This window comes from Collimonas pratensis (assembly GCF_001584185.1).
In the GTDB taxonomy this organism is placed as follows: domain Bacteria; phylum Pseudomonadota; class Gammaproteobacteria; order Burkholderiales; family Burkholderiaceae_D; genus Collimonas; species Collimonas pratensis.
The window spans coordinates 1600463-1617047 of the sequence record NZ_CP013234.1 but is presented as its reverse complement, the minus strand read 5'-3'; the positions used below and the strand labels follow the sequence as shown (position 1 = coordinate 1617047).

Sequence of the window (16585 nt, the reverse complement as noted above, 5' to 3'; positions counted from 1 at the left end):
CGTCAGCATCCGCATCGTCCATGCCAGGGCCAGAAACAGGACGTCACAAAAAAGAGGCAACAGCATCATGCCGTGCTGCTGCCCCAACTCGGAGATCCGGCAAGATCGGCGAGACAAACTATCGCGACTTAGAAGGTATGGCTGATACCAGCGTAGCCGCCGTTTTGCGCATGACCCGGCAAAGGATTATCGAACTCGGTGCCAAAGTTAGCGTTGCCCTTGTTGCGCACCGTACCGATTGCCGTGTACAGCAAGGTACGTTTCGACAGGTTGTAGTTGGTGCCGACCATGAACAGGCTGGCGCTGCCGGCATCGTGATTGAGCTTGGCGTGGAAGGCACCGCCGATCAGGGTCAAGGCCGGCGTCAGCGTATAGTTGACGCCGATCCAGTAGTGGTTCAGCTTGTCCGGATCGGTAGGCGCAGCAGTGTCCGGCGCTGAGATATTTTCATAGCCGGCATACAGTTTCAGCGCGTCTATCGTATAGGTGCCGCCGACGATCAAGTCCTTGGAAGCGCTATAGACATCGGTATAACGGCCATTGGTATCGCGGATCACGTCGTAAATCCCGCGCAGCTCAAGGCCGCCATTGGTGTACACCAGCGAGATGCCGTCGCTGCGGCCATTTTTGGTAGAGCCGGCTTGCTCGCCGAGGCTGGTCTGGGCGGTGGCATTGAAGCCGCTCCAGGTCGGCGTCTGGTATTCGATGACATTGTTGGCGCCCGGCCAGTTGCGGCCCTTGACCAGGCTGGCAGTGCCCATGAACTGCTGGCCGGTCGGATCGAGATACCAGATGTCGTTGACGATGAACAGGTTCTTGCCGAACTTGATCGAGCCTGCGCTGCCGTTCAGGCCGACATACGAACGCCGATTGAACAAGGCGCTGCCGTTGGTGGTGCCCTTGGTGGCGTCGAAGCCGGATTCCAGCAGGAAGAAGGCGCTCAGCCCGCCGCCCAGGTCTTCCGTGCCCTTGAAGCCGATCATGCTGGTGCCCCACTGGTTGCCGGACGCCGCCAGCTTGCTGCCGGTCTGTCCGGTCAGGTTGCCGTTGGCGTCTTTCAGGGCGACGCTGCTTTGGTAATCGACGCCGGCGTCGACCCGGCCGTAGATAGTGACGCTGGTCTGCGCCTGCGCTTGGCTGCAGGCGGCGCCGATCAGCATCGTGGCTGCTGCCGCTTGCATGCACTGTAATGTCGTTTTTTTCATGTTGAGTCCCCTTTATCGTTAAATTTTGTCCGACCGCCCTCCTCTCAGCACCGGAGATAGAGTCGAACCTTCGTTAGAAGCCTGTTGCGAGCGCGCAGCAGATCGCAACCGGCAGTGGCGCTGATGGCGCCTGCTGCCAGCAGCACCCGTGACGGGAGTCTGCGGGGTTCTGTTATTGCGCTGGATTACCCGGCCGCTGCAGCCTGCTGGCGGCAGCGGTCCGGAATGGAGCCTGGAAGATCAGTCGTACAGCACTGCCGCGATCTTGGGATCGCTGATGTTGCTCTTGTCGTACCAGTAGAAGCCGGTGTCGATCACCTTAGGCAGTTTCTCGCCCTTGAGCGCTTTCACCGCGGCTTCCACGGTCTTGTAGCCGATGCCGACCGGATTTTGCGTAATGGCGCCGGCCATGCTGCCGTCGCGGATCGCATCTTTCTGCTGCTTGCCGGAATCGAAGCCGACGATCACCAGTTTGCGCTTCATTTCCTTGACGCCGTTAAGCACGCCGATGGCCGAGCCTTCATTGGTGCCGAAGGCGCCCTTCAGGTGCGGATAGGCTTGCAGGATGGACTTGGTGATTTCGGTCGATTTCAGCTGGTCGCCGGCGCCGTACTGGACGCTGACGATCTTGATCTTCGGATAGGCCTTCATGCGTTCGACGAAACCTTCGCGGCGGTCGATGCCGGTACGGCTGGTCTGGTCATGCGCCACCACCGCCACTTCACCTTCCTTGCCGATCAGCTCCGCCATTTTGTCGGCCGCCAGTGCTGCCGCTGCCTTGTTGTCGGTCGCTGCGGTGGTCACCGGAATATCGCTGTCCACGCCCGAGTCAAAGGCGACGATAGGAATGTGCGCGGCCTGCGCCTTCTTCAGCAACGGCAAGGCTGCCTTGCTGTCCAGCGCAGCGAAGCCGATGGCTTTCGGCTTCTTGGCTAGTGCTGCCGACAGCATATCGATCTGCTTGTCGACCATGGCTTCGGTTTCCGGGCCTTCGAACGAGACCTTGACATTGAAATCCTTGGCGGCCTGCTCGGCGCCCGACTTCACCGCTTGCCAGAACTGGTGCTGGAAGCCCTTGGAAATCAGCGGGATATACACCGCGTCGTCCGCTACCGCGGTGGCGCTGAAGCCAAGTGCAAGCGCCAGGCTGATGGCAATATTGACTGCTCTTCTCTTTATCATTTCAAGTCTCCTTTATGGTTATTAATGACGGGCCTCGCTGCGCTTGCCCGGAACTTCATCTACACGTGCAAAATCTGTTCATGCCTTTTTTCTTCAAAACCGTTTTCACTGGCGCCGGCGGCGCAGGATATCCATATAGACCGCCAGGATGATGATGACGCCGGTCACCACGGTTTGCCATTCCTGCGCCACCGACATCATGCGCAGGCCATTGATCAGCACGCTCATGATGAAAGCGCCGATGATGGTGCCGAGAATGGTGCCGGTGCCGCCCGAGAGCGAGGTGCCGCCGATCACCACCGCCGCAATCGCGTCCAGCTCATAGCCTTGGCCCAGGGCCGGCTGCGCCGAATTCAGGCGCGAGGCGATCAGCAGGCCAGCAATGCCGCAGATGGCGCCGCTGAAGGTATAGATCGCTACTTTCCAGAAATCGACATTGACGCCGGACAGCCGCAGCGCCTCTTCGTTGCTGCCGAGCGCAAAGGTATAGCGGCCGAAGATGGTCTTGTTGAGAATGATGCCGGCGCCGATCGCCACCAGGAACAGGATCAGCACCGCGTTGGGAATCGGCAGCACCGGGATCAGGCTGCCGATCAGGGAATCCTGCGAGATGGCCGAGAAGCCGGGCGTATCGTTGAAGTAGATCGGCTTGGTGCCGGAGATCACCAGCGACAAACCTTTGAGCAGCATCATCATGCCCAGCGTGGCGATGAAAGGAGGAATCTTGAGCTTGGCTACCAGCACACCGGACACCCACCCGCACAAGGCGCCGAAGAAGACGGCGGCAACGATGCCGATATAGATCGGCAAGCCCATGTAGGTCAGGAACACTCCCGCCATGACGGCGCAAAAAGTCATCAGGGTGCCGACCGACAGATCGATGCCGGCGGTAATGATGACGAAGGTACAGGCAATCGCCAGCACGCCGTTGACGGCGGTCGACTGCAGGATGCTGACCAGATTGTCGATCTCAAGGAAATTGGAAGACGCAAAGCTGAAAAACACCATCAACGCCAGCAGGCTGGCGAAGGCCAGCAGTTTCTGCCGGGTGGCGGGATGAAAGATCTTGGCCTTGACAGCCGCAAACGCGCCCTGGCCGGGCTGTGCTTGCGACACGGGATTCTGGGTATTTGCCATGGTGGTTTTCATTGTATGTAAGTGATTCGGGTGTCAGGCGGCCTGGGCTGCGCGCTGGTTGTCTCGTTTGTCGTCGCGTTTGTCTTCGCGCAGGGTCGCCAGTTGCATGATCTTTTCCTGCGACGCTTCGGCGGCGGACAGTTCGCCGGTGATGCGCCCCTCGCACATGACCAGGATGCGATGACTCATGCGCAGCACTTCCGGCAGCTCCGAGGAAATCATGACGATCGCCTTGCCCTGTTCCGCCAGGCTGTTCAGCAGCTTGTAGATTTCGCTCTTGGCGCCGATATCGATGCCGCGCGTGGGTTCGTCGAAAAACAGGATGTCGCAGTCGCGCAGCAGCCATTTGGCGATCACGATCTTTTGCTGATTGCCGCCGGACAGCAGGCGCACCGGCTGGTCGACCGAAGGGGTCTTGATGCTCAGTTGGCGCACATAGCCCTGGGCGGTATCGCGGATTGCGGCCTGGTCCAGGAACAAGCCCTGGGTCAAAAATTGATTCATGCTCGACATCGCGACGTTGGTCTTGACGTCCAGCCCGGTGGCCAGCCCAAAATGCTTGCGGTCTTCCGACAGATAGCCGATGCCGTGCGCTACCGCATCCTTGGGCGATCTGATCGAGACCCTGGCGCCATGCACCAGGATCTCGCCGGCGTCGACGCGGTCGGCGCCGAACACGGCGCGCGCGACTTCGGTGCGGCCGGCGCCCATCAAGCCGGCAAACCCCAGGATCTCGCCCTTGCGCAAGGTGAAGTTCACATCCTTGATGAAGGCGCCGCGCTGCAGGCCTTTGACTTCCAGCACGATTTCATTGCCGGAAGTGTCAGGCACGTCTGGTCCACTGTTGTCGATCTGGCGCCCCACCATCATGCCGATGATGGTTTCCATGGAAGTGGTGGCGGTCGGCACGGTGGCAATGTACTGGCCGTCACGCATGACCGTGACGCGATTGGAGATTTGCCGCAGCTCGTCCATCTTGTGCGAGATATAGACGATGCCGACGCCATGCGATTGCAGCTGGCGGATGATGCGGAACAGGTCTTCGATTTCCGCATTGTTGAGCGCCGCGGTCGGTTCGTCCATGATCAGCACGCGCGAATCAAAGGACAAGGCTTTGGCGATTTCCACCATCTGCTGCTTGGCCACGGTCAGTTCGCTGACCAGCGTGGCGGGATCGAGATCGAGGCGCATGCGCTCGAAGATTTCGCGGGTTTTCCGGTTCAAGGCATCTTCGTCGAGGAACATGCCGAGGCGGCCGCGCGGTTCGCGGCCGATAAAAATATTCTGCGCTGCGGTCAGGTGGTTCATCAGGTTCAATTCCTGATGGATGATGCCGATGCCCAGCGCCTGCGCGGCGCGCGGCGTGGGAATTTCCACCAGCTGCCCGGCGATGCGGATCTCGCCGCTATCCTTCGGATAAACGCCCGCCAGCACTTTCATCAAGGTCGATTTGCCGGCGCCGTTCTCGCCCATCAGCGCATGCACTTCGCCGCGCTGCAGGTCGAAGCGGCAATTGTCCAGCGCCAGCACGCCGGGAAAGCGCTTGGTGATGTTTTCCAGGGACATGATGCACTCCGGCGGCACTGCCGCGGACTGCCGTTCTTCACCTGGATTTTCTGATTGCTGCATAGTTGCTCTCATGATGCACAACCGGCGATGCGGCCGGTCACGTTAAATCAATCTGCCGGACGGCAAGCAAAGCCGCCCGCTGCGTCGTATCAGGCCGGGCCCGCTCAGGTCAAAGCACGGTCCAGATGACTATAGCCGCCATCCACGTACACCCACTGTCCGGTGGTATGCGAAGCGCGTGGCGACAGCAGGAATACCGCGGTGTCGGCAATCTCTTCCGCCGTGGTCAGACGCTTGCCGAGCGGGATCTTGCTGGTGATGGCGGCCAGCTTTTCCTCCGGATGGTCGAAGCTAGCGATCCAGTTGCGGTACAGCGGCGTCATCACTTCCGCCGGGATCAAGGCGTTCACCCGCACGCCGTCATTCGCCAGCGCAGCCGCCCATTCACGCGTCAGCGACAGCTGGCCGCCCTTGGCGGCACAATAGCCGCTGGTGTTGCCCTGGCCGGTGACGGCGGTCTTGGAAGAGATGTTGACGATGGCGCCGCGGCTGGCTTTCAGGTGCGGCACGCAGTAATGCGCCATGGTGTAGTAATGGATCAGATTTTTTTCCAGCGATTCGACGAAGGCTGCCCGCCCTGCATCGAGGCCGATGTTGTCATTAATGCCTGCGTTGTTCACCAGGCCGTCGAGATGACCGAATTCCTCCACGGTCTGAGCCACCGCCAGCCGGCACTTGTCGTCATCCATCAGGTCGAGCTGGATGATGCGCGCCTGGTCTTGCAGGGCCAGCAGCGCCGTCTTGAACTCCGGCGCCGGCTGGCTTTTTCCAAGGATCACGGGAATCGCGCCTTCCGCCGCCAGCTGCAGCGAGATAGCGCCGCCGATGCCGGCGCCGCCGCCGGTAACGATCACCACTTTTCCTGCCAAATGTAAGTCCACCGTGCCATCTCCATTCTTGTATTTATTTTTTTACATACTCTTTATAGATCAACTGCCGGCAAATTCCAACCGGCAGTCAAGGCTTGCAATGTTTCCCTGTCAGCCGCGGAACTGGTATTTTTCCAGCGATTCCGGCTTCATCGTAATCGAAAACCCGGGCGCGGTCGGCGGCATATAGTTGGCGTCGCGGATCACGCAAGGATCGACAAAATGTTCATGCAGGTGATCGACGTACTCCGTGACCCGCCCTTCCTTGGTCCCTGAAATGCAGACATAGTCGATCATCGACAGATGTTGCACATACTCGCACAAGCCGACGCCGCCGGCATGCGGACAGACCGGCAATTTGTATTTGGCGGCCATCAGCAGCACCGCCAGGATTTCATTGACGCCTCCCAGGCGGCAAGAATCGATCTGCACCACGTCGATGGCGCCGCGCATGATGAACTGTTTGAAGATGATGCGGTTCTGGCACATTTCACCGGTAGCGATCTTGACTGCGCCTATGCCTTCGCCGATCTTGCGGTGTCCTTCGACGTCATCCGGGCTGGTCGGCTCTTCGATGAACCATGGCTTGGCAAAGGCCAGCTGATTGACCCAGGTGATGGCCTGGTCGACTTCCCATACCTGGTTGGCGTCGATCATCAGCTGCCGGTCCTGGCCAATCACCTCGCGGGCGATGGTGACGCGGCGGATATCGTCGGCCAGGTCGCGCCCGACCTTGAGCTTGATATGGTTGAAGCCGCTGTCGACCGCTTCCTGGCACAGGCGGCGCAACTTGGCATCTTCATAACCCAGCCAACCGGCCGAAGTGGTATAGCAAGGGTAGCCTTCCCGCTGCAGCGTGCGGATGCGCTCGGCCTTGCCGGGTTCCTGCGCGCGCAGCAGCGCTAGCGCTTCCTCGGGCGTGATGCAGTCGGTCAGGTAACGGAAATCGATGGCGCGTACCAGTTCCTCGGGCGACATGTCGGTCACCAGCTGCCACAGCGGCTTGCCTTCGGCTTTGGCCCACAGATCCCAGACCGCATTGACCACGGCGCCGGTGGCCAGGTGGATGGCGCCCTTGTCGGGGCCGATCCAGCGCAGCTGGCTATCGGAGGTGATGTGGCGCCAGAAGCGCCCCATGTCGGCGCTGATCCAGTCCAGCTCGAGGCCAACCACCAGGTGCTCCATGGCCTTGATGGCGGCGCAGCAGATTTCATTGCCGCGGCCGATGGTGAAGGTCAGGCCGTGGCCTTGCAGGCCTGGCTGGTCGGTTTCCAGGATCACGTAGGCAGCGGAATAATCGGGATCGGGATTCATGGCGTCCGAGCCGTCCAGCATCTGCGAGGTCGGGAAACGCACATCCAGTACGCGTATCGAGCGAATTGTGGTCATGGTGGTTCGGTTCCCGGTCAAAGTGAAATAGTACGCTGGCGCTGCTGGCCCAGGCCGTCGATGCCCAGCCGCATTTCCTGGCCGGCGCGCAAATAGACTGGCGGCTTCTGGCCAAGGCCGACGCCTGGCGGTGTGCCGGTGGAAATCACATCGCCCGGCTGCAGGCTCATGAAACGGCTCAGGTAACTAACCAGCGTCGGCACGCGGAACACCATGGTTGCGGTATTGCCGTTCTGATAGCGATGGCCATCCACTTCCAGCCACAGGTTCAGCGCGTGCGGGTCGGCCACTTCATCGGCCGTCACCAGCCATGGGCCGAGCGGGCCGAAGGTATCGCACCCCTTGCCCTTGTCCCAGGTGCCGCCCAGCTCCAGCTGGTATTGGCGTTCGGAGACATCGTTGATGACACAGTAGCCGGCCACATGCTTGAGGGCGTCGGCTTCTTCGATGTAACGGCCGCCGGTGCCGATCACGATGCCCAGTTCCACTTCCCAGTCGGTCTTGAGCGAGCCACGCGGGATTTCAACATCGTCGTCCGGCCCGCAGATGGCGCTGGTCCACTTGTTGAACACCACCGGTTCCTTGGGCACTTCCATGCCCGATTCGGCGGCGTGATCGGAATAATTCAAGCCGATGCAGATGAACTTGCCGACCGCACCCACGCACGGGCCGAGCCGCAAACCTTGCTGCGGCGTGCCGTCGACCAGCGGCAGGCTGTCCAGGTCCAGGGCTCGCAATTTATCCAGTTCCGGCGGCGTCAGCCAATGGCCGGCGATATCCGTCACCACGCCGGACAAGTCGCGCACACACCCCTGTGCATCGAGCACGCCGGGTTTTTCCTGGCCCTTGTGGCCGTATCTCAACAACTTCATGGCTTCGCTTTCCTAGTTCCTAGTTAATCAGGGTCGTCTTCAATCGAATGAATCGGGGTTAATCGCAGTTAATCGAAGTTAGTTTGACCAGCCGCCATCGATCAGATGGATGGCGCCGGTGGTAAAAGAGGATTCGTCGGAGGCCAGGTACAGCGCCAGCGCCGCGATTTCCTCTGCCTTGCCGACCCGTCCCATCGGCTGACGGGCAACAAAAGCCGCCTGGATTTCAGCGATTGGCTTGCCTTGCAGCTGAGCCTGCTCCGTGATGCGCGCTTCCAGCGAGGGCGATTCGACGGTGCCCGGGCAGATCGCATTGCAGCGGATGCCGCGGGCGACGAAATCGGCGGCGACTGCCTTGGTCAGGCCGATCACGGCCGCTTTGGTGGTGCCATAGACAAAGCGGTTAGGCACGCCCTTGACGCTGGAGGCAGCGGAGGCCATGTTGATGATGGAGCCGCCGCCCTGCGCCAGCATGCCCGGCAGCAGCGCCTGGATCAGGCGGTACATGGATGACACATTCAGATTCCAGGAAAACTCCCAGTCCTTCTCGCTGCAATCTAGAATGCTGCCATGGTGGACATAGCCGGCGCAGTTGAACAGCACGTCGAACGGCGCCTCGGCTTGCGCCAAGGCAGCCACGGCGGCGACGTCCGTGACATCCAGCTGCCGCGTGACAAGCGAGCTGCCGGCGGCGCGCGCCAGCGCTGCGGTTTCTTCCAGGGCGGCGGGATTGATGTCCGTCGCCAGCACCTGGCCGCCTTCGCGGGCAAACATCAGCGCGGTAGCACGGCCTATGCCTTGGCCGGCAGCGGTCAGCAGGATGCGTTTTCCTTGCAATCTCATTACTTCTGTCTCCTTGTTGTTTTGTGCGGACCTGTCAGCCTTTACTGCAAAACCAGCTTATTGGTCCATTGGTTGGACCAATAATAGTACTTAAATTTTGGCTTTGCAATCAAAATATGCAGGCCTCTTGTTACGACGACGCTGGACATTCGCGCTTAATGTGCACCAACCGCCGGTCGGGATTTTCTGTGCCAGCCCCGCAAATATCTCATCCTCTATGGCAAAATAAACAAGGCTTTTTCTGTCCGCAGGCAGCATCGCTCATGCCACCCACCGAATCCAGCTTCCTTACCTGCATCCTTAGCGTATATTTATCCATCCACCTCACTACAGATCGGAACCTCATGCATTTATTCCGTAAGCGCCCCTGGTCAAACCGGGTGTTGTCCTGCTTGCTGGCCGCGGCCTGCAGCATCGGCTTCACCGGCATCACGGAAGCCGCCACCGCATTGCCGGCCGGCGTGACCCAAGGGCCGTCCGCCGAAGGCATCACCGAATACCAGTTTGCCAACGGCTTCAAAGTCCTGCTTTTCCCCGATGCCTCCAAGCCTACCGTCACCGTCAACATGACCTACCTGGTCGGCTCGCGTTTCGAGAACTACGGCGAAACCGGCATGGCGCATTTGCTGGAACACTTGATGTTCAAGGGTACGCCGGACCACCCTTCGATTCCCAAGGATTTCAGCCAGCGCGGCATGTCGTTCAACGGCACCACCAATGTCGACCGCACCAACTACTATGAGATCTTCCAGGCCGGCGACGACAACCTGAAGTGGGCGATCAACATGGAAGCGGACCGCATGCTGCATTCCTTCATCGCTCGCAAGGACCTGGACAGTGAAATGACCGTGGTCCGCAACGAGTACGAACAGGGCGAAAACTCGCCGTTCGGCGTGCTGATCAAGCGCCTGCAAGGGGTCGCCTATGACTGGCACAACTACGGCAAGCCGACCATCGGTAACCGCAGCGATATCGAAAACGTCAAGATAGAAAACCTGCAGGCTTTCTACCGCACCTACTACCAGCCCGACAATGCGGTGCTGCTGATCGCCGGCAAATTCGACCCGGCCACTACCCTGGCATGGGTCAACCAGGCTTTCGGCAAGCTGCCTAAGCCGACCCGCAAGATGCGCGATTTCTGGACCGTGGAACCGACCCAGGACGGCGAGCGCAGCGTCACCATCCGGCGCCAGGGCGACGTGCAGATTGTCGCGGTCGCCTACAAGATCCCGAGCGAACTGCATGCCGACACCGACGCTTTATCGTATGCCGGCACGATCCTGGCGGACACGCCGAACGGCCGCCTGCACAAGTCGCTGGTGGAAACCGGCAAGGCCACCGCGGTGTTCAACTATGAAATGACCGGCTATGCACCGGGCCTGGAAATCATCGCCGCCGTGGTCAAGAAAGGCGAGCCGATCGAACCGGTGCGGCAAGCCCTGATCGACGGCGTCGAGCAGTTCGCCAAGACCCCGCCTACCGCGGAAGAAATGGAACGCGTACGGCTGGCCAACGCCAACGCCTTTGAAAAGCTGTTGAACGACCACCAGCGTGTCGGCGTCGCCATGTCCAGCACGATTGCGTTGGGCGACTGGCGCCTGCTGTTCCTCGGCCGCGACCGCTCCAACAAGGTCACTTCGGCGCAGGTAGCGGCAGCTGCGGAGCACTACTTCCGGCGCGATAACCGCACGGTCGGCCTGTTCCTGCCGGAAGACCAGCCGCTGCGCGCCGACGTCCCGGCCGCCCCCAGCGTGGCCGAGGTCCTGAAAGAATACAAGCCAGCGCAAGCTATCGCCGACGGTGAAGTATTCGATCCCTCGCAAGCGAATATCGATGCCCGTACCCAACGTTCGCAGATAGGCGGATTGAAAGTCGCGCTGCTGCCGAAGAAGACACGCGGTGAAACCGTCTCGGTCAATCTCGATTTGAAATGGGGCGACGAGAAGAGCCTGTTCGGCAAGAAGACGGCGTCCGAGCTGGCCGACGCGATGCTGATGCGCGGCACTACCACGCTGACGCGCGAACAGCTGGCCGACGAGTTTTCCAAACTCAAGATCAGCGGCGGCCTGACGCAGTTCCAGACTACCCGCGCCAACCTGCCGGCGGCCTTGAAACTGGTCGCCAGCGTACTCAAGCAGCCGCGTTTCGATGCGACTGAATTCGAACGCCTGCGCAAGGAAGCCCTGGTCGGACTGGAAGCTGCGCGCAACGAGCCGAACACGCTGGCAGCGGAAGCCATCGCAGAGCATTTCAACCTGTATCCGCAAGGCCATTGGCTGGCAGCGCAATCGACTGCCCAGCAGATCGCCAGCATCCAGGCGGCTAAGCTGGCCGACGTCACGGCTTTCCATCATGACTTCTACGGCGCCTCGCAAGGCGAGCTGGCGATCGTCGGCGATTTCGACGTCGCCGCGGTAACTAAAGTGGTGCAGGACGAGTTCGGCGGCTGGAAAAGCGCCGCGCCCTACCAGCGCCTGATCCGCCATAACTTCGATGTGGCGCCGATGCAGAAAGTGCTCAACTCGCCGGACAAGGAAAACGGCTTCTACGTGGCGCGCCAGAACCTCGACATGCGCGACGACGACGCCGATTATCCGGCCATGATGGTAGCCAACTACCTGTTCGGCGGCGGCAGTCTGAAATCGCGCCTGATGGACCGCGTGCGGCAGAAGGAAGGCCTGTCCTACGGCATCGGTTCCTCGGTAGACATCAGCGCCATCAGCCGCGCCGCCCGCTTCTCGGTACAAGCCATCGCTGCTCCGCAAAACCTGGAGAAAGTCGACCTGGCAGTCAAGGAAGAGCTGGCGCGCGTACTGAAAGAAGGCTTCAGCGCCGACGAACTGGCACGTGCCAAATCCGGCATCCTGCAGGAAAACCAGCGCGCCCGTTCCCAAGACAGCGCCCTCAGCGCCGGCTGGACCAGATACCTGGACCTGGACCGCACTTTCGTCTGGAGCAAACAGATCGAAGACAAGATCAGCGCCCTGACGATAGAGCAGGTCAACGACGCCTTCCGCAAGCACATAGACCCAAGCAAGCTGAGCGTGGTAATGGCGCGCGACGAAGTAAAAGCAAAGGCAACCACCGCCCTAGCAGCAAAACCGTAAGGCCAGGCAGCAAACAAAAAGCCGCTGGTGGTTCGCAGAAAATTGCGAACTGCCGGTGGCTTTTTTCTTTTGGTGTTGGGGTTAATGTTGCGGTTGCGGTTGCGGTTGCGGTTGCGGTTGCGGTTGCGGTTGCGGTTGCGGTTGCGGTTGCTTTTGACGTACCCCGCATGCTGACGTTGCCAAATGACGCGGGCGCCAGTCGGGAATTATGGGACACATGTTTGAGCGAAGCGAGTTTGTGTCCCATCCGACTGGCGCCCGCGTCATTTGGGAACCCGACCGAAGGGAGGGCAACGGCTGTGCGGTCGCCTTTTCTTTGCTTACTTTCTTTTGGCGAAGCAAAAGAAAGTAAGCGGCAGCCGGGCCGCTCCCGGCTAGCTCCCACGGAGTAGCAAACGTTTTAAGTAACGACAACCGCAAAGCGAATGCCACCGCACGTACTCCGTGGAACGTCAAATGGGGTCAGAGTAATTTTCGCAAACCCCGCGAAAAAAAACTCCGACCCCATTTGACTCTGCCGGCGATACATCAGTGACCGCGGCCTCCTATTGGACTACGGCGTGGGATGAAGCAACGAGCGCTTGCGGGCGTAGCCAAAATAGATCACGAAACCGATCGCCAGCCAGCACAAGAACGCAATCCAGGTCACCGCCTGCAGATGAAACATCAAGAACACGCAAAACCCGATCGCCGCCAACGGCACGAACGGCACCCCGGGCAACGGAACGCCCGCGGCAAATCCGGCCGCGTCCGCCGCAACACCAGCACCGCCACCGCGATCAAGGAAAACGCCATCAAAGTCCCGATATTGATCAGCTCAGCCAAGATATTCAAAGGAATCAGCGCAGCAATGAACGCAAACACCACACCCACCAGCCAGGTAGTAAAGAAAGGCGTCGCAAACCGCGGATGAATGCTGGACAGCTTCTTCGGCAGCAAACCATCGCGCGACATCGCAAACAGAATCCGCGTCTGCCCGTAAGTCATCACCAGGATCACCGTCGTCATGCCAATGATCGCCCCCAGGTCGACAAACCCCGCCACCCAGTTCTCCCCCGCATACTGCAACGCCAGCGACACCGGATGATCGACCCCCGCAAACTTCTGGAACGGCACGATGCCCGTCATCACCGCCGCCACCACCACATACAGCAAGGCGCAGATCCCCAGCGAAGCGATGATCCCGATCGGCAAATCGCGCGCCGGCTGCTTGACCTCCTCGGCCGCCGAAGTCACCGCATCGAAACCGATGAAAGCAAAGAACACGATCGCCGCAGCGTTGAACACGCCGTTATAGCCAAACGGCAGGTACGGCTGCCAGTTGGCCGGCTGCACGTGGCCGACGCCGACCACGATGAACAGCAGCACCACCGCGATCTTGATGAACACCATGATGTTGTTGGCGCGCGCCGATTCGCGCACGCCCAGCGACAGCAAGCCGCTGATCAGCAGCAGGATGCAGAACGCCGGCAGGTTGAACCAGGTGGTGACGCCAGGGACAGCGCCCGGCGCCGCCGTCAGCACGGTCGGCAAGCCGATGCCAAAGCCCGACAGCAAGGATTGCATATAACCCGACCAGCCCACCGACACAGCCGAGGTCGCCAAGCCGTATTCCAGCATCAGGTCCCAGCCGATGATCCAGGCCACGATTTCACCCATGGTGGCATAGCTGTAGGTATAGATCGAACCGGAGACCGGCACCGTGGACGAGAATTCGGCATAGCACAGCGCGGCGAAACCGCAGGCGATAGCGGCCAGAATAAAGGACAGCGACAAGCCCGGCCCCGCCAGCAAGGCGCCGGTCCCGGTCAAGACGAAAATCCCGGTGCCGACGATCGCACCGACTCCTAGCAAGGTCAGGTCCATGGCCCCCAGCGTACGCTGTAGGCCGGTATCGGTGCGGCTGGAACGAATCATCTGATCCAGGTCTTTGGTGCGAAATAAACTCATGCGACAACTTCCTTTGATAAGCACTTGGCCGCCTCCAGCAAGTGCTTGAGCGGCGGCCAGCGATAGCGTGCTTTCCCGCGGCAGGCCGGGAAATAATGAAAAAGGCAAGAATTATACTTGCTGCCGCCCTGCTCCTCCAAAAAGCAGCAATGGCTGCGCGCTCGGCAACGACATCAGATGCCGTTTCTCGGGGCAAAACATGCTGCGCTGCGGCAAGCTTTTTTTGCCTGCGCCATAGCTGAAAAAGTGCTGTTTTCGATCTTGAATCGAAAAGATACGACCAGTCCACTTCTCAAAAAATTACTCCCGCATTTCTCATAAAAATCAATATAAACAATATGTTAACACCACAATGAACGCACCAAAATGAGACCACAAATAGATCAAAGTAATACCAGTTAGATACATGTTGACAACCACTTTTGAGGCTCTTACAGTGCCCTTAATTCGATATTTCCATATGGAAATATCGAAGACGAATAAGACCTTGCCCATTGCCTGCAATACGCGCAAGACAAGGTGCAGGACGGCGGCAGTTGCTACAGCGTCGGTTTTGGTTCACATCGCATAACAAGTCTGGACATGCTTTTCGGCAGTTGCTCTTCCACACTGCCCGATCAACCTTCTCAGGAGAGAAAATTGAAACTGAAACTCATACAGGGCCTCGTGCTTAGCCTGGCATGCAGCGCCATCGTGACCGGCAGCGCCGAGGCCAGCCCCTTGCTGGCAGCCAGCGCGCAAGCCGCCACCACGGTTGCCTGCTATGCTGCGTGGGACGCCAGCGTGGCGTACACCGGCGGCGCGACCGTCAGCTACAACGGCGTCAACTACAAAGCCAACTGGTGGACCCAAGGGAACAACCCTTCGACCAACAACGGCGGCTCGGGCACCGGCCAGCCATGGACCATCGTCGACAACTGCGGCGGCGTCATTACCCCACCGCCTCCGCCGCCACCACCACCGCCTCCTCCTCCAGGCGGCGGCACCACACCGGCCGGCTTCGTTTTCAGTCCGTACAAAGATGGCAACATCAACCTGAACTGGAATACCTATGCCATGAGCACCGCCGTCAACGGCAGCGCGCAAACCGTGCTGAGCGCCATGCCAGCCAAGCTCACTACCCTGACCTGGGCCTTTGCGACCGGCGCCTGCGGTAGCGAAAACTGGGGCGGCGTCTCGGCATCGGCCTTCGCGGCAGCCAATGTGCAAGCCTTCGTCAACGCCGGCAAGAAGTACATCGTTTCCACCGGCGGCGCGGCAGGTTCCTTCACTTGCACCAACGATGCTGACTTCAAGAAATTCATCCAGACCTACTATTCGGCCAACCTGGTCGGCATCGATTTCGATATCGAAGCCGGCCAGACCACGGCAGATATCAACAACCTGGTGCTGCGCGTGAAAAACGCACAAGCCGCTTACCCCAACCTGCGCTTCAGTTTCACGGTGGCGACGCTGGGCGGCAATGTTTCGCCTAGCCTCGGCTACTATGGCGTGCAAGTGATGCAGTCGATCCAGGCTTACGGCCTGACCAACTACACCATCAACCTGATGGCAATGGACTACGGCAGCCCGGCCGGCGGCAACTGCATGCTCAACAGCAGCGGCGGCTGCGACATGGGAGCGTCAGCGGTGCAATCGGCCATCAATCTGCATAACCAGAACGGCGTGCCGTACAAGCAGATTGAAGTGACGCCTATGATAGGCGGTAACGATTCGGCCAATGAAACCTTCTCCATCGCCGATGTCGCAACGCTGGTCAACTTTGCGCAGCAGAACGGCCTGGCCGGTATCCATTACTGGTCCTTCGACCGCGACCGCGATTGCGCCCCGGGTTCGGCTTCGCCGACCTGCAATACCTATGGCACTGCGGGCACCCTGGGCTTTACCAACGCCTTCATCTCGCGCCTGGGACTGTAATGTAAGGCACGCGGCATGAAGCAAAAGCCGGCTCTTCGGAGCCGGCTTTGTTTTGTCTGGCGCAAAGCGGGTGTTATTATTTGCTCAACAAACACCGTTTCCCCTTCGTTCCAGAGCCGCCATGCATAAAGTTTTACTCCCAGCAATCGCTATTCTCGCCGGCGCCGTATTGTCGGGTTGCGCCTCTACCTGGGTCCACCCGAGCAAGCCCGTCACCGAACTTTACCCCGACGAATTCGCCTGCAAGCAGGAAGCCATGCGCATCTATCCGATCGTGGTGGTGAACCAGTTCAACCCTGGCATGCAAACGCCAGGCAATACCTATTGCAGGAAAACCGACAATGGCGACACCAGGTGCACCACCTACCCTGGCATGTATACCCCGCCCAGCTACTCGCAATACGATATCAACAACCGCGAGCGTGACGACATGGTGAAGTCCTGCCTGTACGCGCGCGGCTGGCATCTGGAGTAAACAGCAGGAA

General features: G+C 59.8%; 11 protein-coding genes and 1 pseudogene. 3 read left to right on the top strand and 9 right to left on the bottom strand.

Annotated features, from left to right (window positions below):
* Nucleotides 1-128: 128 nt before the first annotated feature.
* The 8 genes from CPter91_RS07350 to CPter91_RS07315 form a co-directional block, all read right to left on the bottom strand.
* The gene (locus tag CPter91_RS07350; RefSeq protein WP_061938909.1) at nt 129-1205 is read right to left on the bottom strand and encodes a porin; all 1077 of its coding nucleotides are present in this window, start codon (nt 1203-1205) and stop codon (nt 129-131) included.
* 240 nt (nt 1206-1445) lie between these two features.
* Nucleotides 1446-2387, bottom strand: a complete 942-nt coding sequence (locus CPter91_RS07345; RefSeq protein ID WP_061938908.1) for an ABC transporter substrate-binding protein — start codon at nt 2385-2387, stop codon at nt 1446-1448.
* A 105-nt stretch (nt 2388-2492) separates the two neighbouring features.
* Entirely contained in the window at nt 2493-3524 is a 1032-nt protein-coding gene (locus tag CPter91_RS07340) for an ABC transporter permease (RefSeq protein WP_061938906.1), read from the bottom strand.
* Nucleotides 3525-3557: 33 nt separating this feature from the next.
* Entirely contained in the window at nt 3558-5090 is a 1533-nt protein-coding gene (locus CPter91_RS07335; RefSeq protein ID WP_099047275.1) for a sugar ABC transporter ATP-binding protein, read from the bottom strand.
* Between the two features lie 167 nt (nt 5091-5257).
* On the bottom strand, nt 5258-6034 hold the full coding sequence (locus tag CPter91_RS07330) for an SDR family oxidoreductase (RefSeq protein ID WP_061938902.1): 777 nt from the start codon (nt 6032-6034) through the stop codon (nt 5258-5260).
* Between the two features lie 99 nt (nt 6035-6133).
* Nucleotides 6134-7411: an L-fuconate dehydratase gene (locus CPter91_RS07325; RefSeq protein ID WP_061938900.1), complete on the bottom strand. Its 1278-nt coding sequence runs from the start codon at nt 7409-7411 to the stop codon at nt 6134-6136.
* 17 nt (nt 7412-7428) lie between these two features.
* Entirely contained in the window at nt 7429-8283 is an 855-nt protein-coding gene (locus CPter91_RS07320; RefSeq protein WP_061938898.1) for a fumarylacetoacetate hydrolase family protein, read from the bottom strand.
* A gap of 78 nt (nt 8284-8361) precedes the next feature.
* On the bottom strand, nt 8362-9126 hold the full coding sequence (locus CPter91_RS07315) for an SDR family oxidoreductase (RefSeq protein WP_061938896.1): 765 nt from the start codon (nt 9124-9126) through the stop codon (nt 8362-8364).
* Nucleotides 9127-9470: 344 nt separating this feature from the next.
* Here CPter91_RS07315 and CPter91_RS07310 point away from each other — a divergent pair, with 344 nt between their 5' ends.
* Nucleotides 9471-12233: a M16 family metallopeptidase gene (locus tag CPter91_RS07310; protein ID WP_061938894.1), complete on the top strand. Its 2763-nt coding sequence runs from the start codon at nt 9471-9473 to the stop codon at nt 12231-12233.
* A 553-nt stretch (nt 12234-12786) separates the two neighbouring features.
* On the opposite strand, the pseudogene CPter91_RS07305 reads toward CPter91_RS07310, so the two are convergent.
* Nucleotides 12787-14183: pseudogene (locus CPter91_RS07305) on the bottom strand (amino acid permease).
* Between the two features lie 639 nt (nt 14184-14822).
* Between CPter91_RS07305 and CPter91_RS07300 the strand changes: the two are divergent.
* Nucleotides 14823-16100, top strand: a complete 1278-nt coding sequence (locus tag CPter91_RS07300) for a carbohydrate-binding protein (RefSeq protein ID WP_231880071.1) — start codon at nt 14823-14825, stop codon at nt 16098-16100.
* Between the two features lie 121 nt (nt 16101-16221).
* Nucleotides 16222-16575 carry a hypothetical protein gene (locus CPter91_RS07295; RefSeq protein WP_150119644.1) on the top strand — a complete coding sequence of 118 codons (354 nt, stop codon included), beginning with the start codon at nt 16222-16224 and terminating at the stop codon, nt 16573-16575.
* Nucleotides 16576-16585: the final 10 nt, after the last annotated feature.

Bases quoted from the DNA above. Each gene is read 5' to 3' on its own strand.
- CPter91_RS07345 (WP_061938908.1), bottom strand. From the start codon at position 2,387: ATGATAAAGAGAAGAGCAGTCAATATTGCCATCAGCCTGGCGCTTGCA.
- CPter91_RS07340 (WP_061938906.1), bottom strand. From the start codon at position 3,524: ATGGCAAATACCCAGAATCCCGTGTCGCAAGCACAGCCCGGCCAGGGC.
- CPter91_RS07325 (WP_061938900.1), bottom strand. From the start codon at position 7,411: ATGACCACAATTCGCTCGATACGCGTACTGGATGTGCGTTTCCCGACC.
- CPter91_RS07350 (WP_061938909.1), bottom strand. From the start codon at position 1,205: ATGAAAAAAACGACATTACAGTGCATGCAAGCGGCAGCAGCCACGATG.
- CPter91_RS07335 (WP_099047275.1), bottom strand. From the start codon at position 5,090: ATGTCCCTGGAAAACATCACCAAGCGCTTTCCCGGCGTGCTGGCGCTG.
- CPter91_RS07310 (WP_061938894.1), top strand. From the start codon at position 9,471: ATGCATTTATTCCGTAAGCGCCCCTGGTCAAACCGGGTGTTGTCCTGC.
- CPter91_RS07320 (WP_061938898.1), bottom strand. From the start codon at position 8,283: ATGAAGTTGTTGAGATACGGCCACAAGGGCCAGGAAAAACCCGGCGTG.
- CPter91_RS07295 (WP_150119644.1), top strand. From the start codon at position 16,222: ATGCATAAAGTTTTACTCCCAGCAATCGCTATTCTCGCCGGCGCCGTA.
- CPter91_RS07315 (WP_061938896.1), bottom strand. From the start codon at position 9,126: ATGAGATTGCAAGGAAAACGCATCCTGCTGACCGCTGCCGGCCAAGGC.